The sequence below is a fragment of the Bacillus haikouensis genome (genome assembly GCF_013179555.1).
Taxonomy (GTDB): Bacteria; Bacillota; Bacilli; order Bacillales; family Bacillaceae_B; genus Rossellomorea; species Rossellomorea haikouensis_A.
The window spans coordinates 1-2,508 of record NZ_JABMCR010000430.1; the positions used below are offsets into that span (position 1 = coordinate 1).

General features: G+C 42.9%; 2 protein-coding genes and 1 pseudogene. All 3 read left to right on the forward strand.

Annotated features, from left to right (window positions below; genetic code table 11):
- Window positions 1-213 (forward strand): annotated as a pseudogene (locus HP456_RS22670) (cyclodextrin-binding protein); the annotation flags it as partial.
- 154 nt (window positions 214-367) lie between these two features.
- The gene (locus HP456_RS22675; protein ID WP_172255301.1) at window positions 368-1,654 is read left to right on the forward strand and encodes a carbohydrate ABC transporter permease; all 1,287 of its coding nucleotides are present in this window, start codon (window positions 368-370) and stop codon (window positions 1,652-1,654) included.
- Between the two features lies 1 nt (window position 1,655).
- On the forward strand, window positions 1,656-2,498 hold the full coding sequence (locus HP456_RS22680; RefSeq protein WP_172255303.1) for a sugar ABC transporter permease: 843 nt from the start codon (window positions 1,656-1,658) through the stop codon (window positions 2,496-2,498).
- The last annotated feature ends 10 nt before the right edge of the window (window positions 2,499-2,508 follow it).

A 2,508-nucleotide genomic window follows, 5' to 3' on the forward strand; every position in this document is an offset into this window, starting at 1 on the left:
CCTGCGATTGCCGATAATCCAGGTGCAAAAGCGGTAGCCGAACAGTCTCAATATGCGGTCCCAATGCCGAATATCCCTGAAATGGGTACGGTGTGGGAACCTATGGCCAATGCACTTCAGACTGTGGTAACAGGGAAACAAGAGCCTAAAGCAGCACTTGATTCCGCTGTGGAACAAATCAACCAGAACATTGAAGCGAATCATTCAAATTAAAACTATCATTATATAGCGGTACCTCCTCCAAATGGAGAGGTACTGCTATCCTTTTAAATACCATTCAAGGGCTTTAGGAGGAAGAAATACGTTTCTGCCTCCTAAAGCTCTTGAAGTTTAAAAAACAAGTTGAGAATAGAAAGGGGAATATAGGATGGAGCAACAATCCTATCATACAAACCATAGAAAAACAGCGCTGGCCCTGTCCCTTATCCCAGGATTAGGTCAGTTGTATCATAAACAGTATCTCAAAGGCGGATTTTTCCTGATCATGACAGCCGCTTTTATTCTCGTATTCAGAGATTTAATCAGTTACGGTCTTTGGGGAATCACTACCCTGGGCACGGACGTATCCTACGGAGATCACTCTATCTTCTTGATGGTGTATGGAATCCTCTCAATCATCGTCCTATTATTCGGAATCGGCTTTTATCTATATAATTTGCGGGATGCATACGTTAATGGAGAGAGAAGGGATCGGGGGGAAGAGCTAAGCACAATCAGAGAGCAATACAGAAATCTGGTAGACAATGGATTTCCTTATCTGATCATGTCACCGGGCTTCCTGCTGCTCGTTTTCGTAGTGATATTTCCGATTATATTCGTTATTTTACTGGCTTTCACAAACTATGATCTTTATCATTCCCCTCCGGCAAAGCTTGTGGATTGGGTAGGGATTCAGAACTTTGTTGATATCTTCAAGATTGATATATGGAGAGAAACGTTTATCACTGTTTTGGCATGGACGCTGGTTTGGACGTTTGGAGCGACGACTCTGCAGGTGGCACTTGGAATCTTCCTTGCCATTCTGGTGAATCAAAAAGACTTAAAAGGAAAAGCGGTCATTCGTACAGTTTTCATTTTACCTTGGGCAATTCCGGCATTTGTTTCTATTCTTGTATTTGCCGGTATGTTCAATGAATCGTTTGGGACCATCAACCGGGACATACTCTCGTTCTTGGGAATGGGAGATTTACCGTGGATGACTGAACCCATGTATACACGGCTTGCATTGATCTTCATCCAGACTTGGCTGGGATTCCCGTTCATATTTGCGATGACTACAGGGGTTCTGCAATCAATCCCTGATGAATTGTACGAGGCTGCCACAGTGGACGGGGCATCCATTTTCCAGAAATTCAAGAATATCACACTGCCGCTGGTACTATTTGCGACAGCGCCGATCATCATCACCCAATATACTTTCAACTTCAATAACTTTAACGTCATCTATTTATTCAATGGCGGAGGACCTGCATTGACAGGTCAGAATGCAGGCGGAACTGACATCCTGATTTCATGGATTTACAGCCTGACGATGACTTCGGCTCAATATTCTAAAGCAGCTGCCATCACATTACTGCTATCGATCATTGTCATCACTGTAGCGATCTGGCAGTTCAAGCGCACGAAATCATTCCAAGAAGAGGATATGATGTAATATGAATATGAAAAGACAGAAACTTATACGTTTAACCTTATCTTATCTTGCCATTGCTGTAATGTTTGCAATCATTCTGTACCCTGTAGCCTGGATCATAGGTTCTTCCTTTAATCCGGGACAGAGTTTATCAGGCTCGTCCATCATACCTAAAAATGCGACACTTGCCCATTACAAGGAATTATTTGATCTTGGACAAAGCAACTACCTAATCTGGTATTGGAATTCCCTTAAAGTAAGTTTATCGACGATGGCACTGACGGTTCTTCTCGTGAGTTTAACAGCGTATTCTTTCTCACGGTACCGTTTTACGGGAAGGAAAAATGGATTAATGACCTTCTTGATTCTGCAGATGATCCCTAACTTTGCAGCGCTGATCGCTATTTTCGTGTTAGCGTTATTAACAGATCTGCTTGATACACATATCGGATTGATCCTGGTATATGTCGGGGGGCAGATTCCGATGAATACGTGGCTGATGAAAGGCTATCTGGATACAATACCGAAAGAACTTGATGAATCAGCGAAAATAGATGGAGCAGGGCATCTGCGGATCTTTTTTCAAATCGTCATGCCGCTTGCAAAGCCGATTATCGCAGTGGTGGCATTGTTCTCTTTCATCGCCCCATTTGCTGACTTTATCATAGCAAGTATTTTATTGCGCTCAGAAAAAATGTACACTCTGCCGGTTGCCCTTTATGATATGGTCGCAAAGCAGTTCGGTGCTGAATTCACTACGTTTGCTGCAGGCTCTGTATTAATTGCAGTTCCTATCGCATTTTTATTCCTTTTCTTCCAGAAATACTTCGTTTCAGGATTGACGGCAGGGGGTACGAAAGGATAATCTTAAAGGC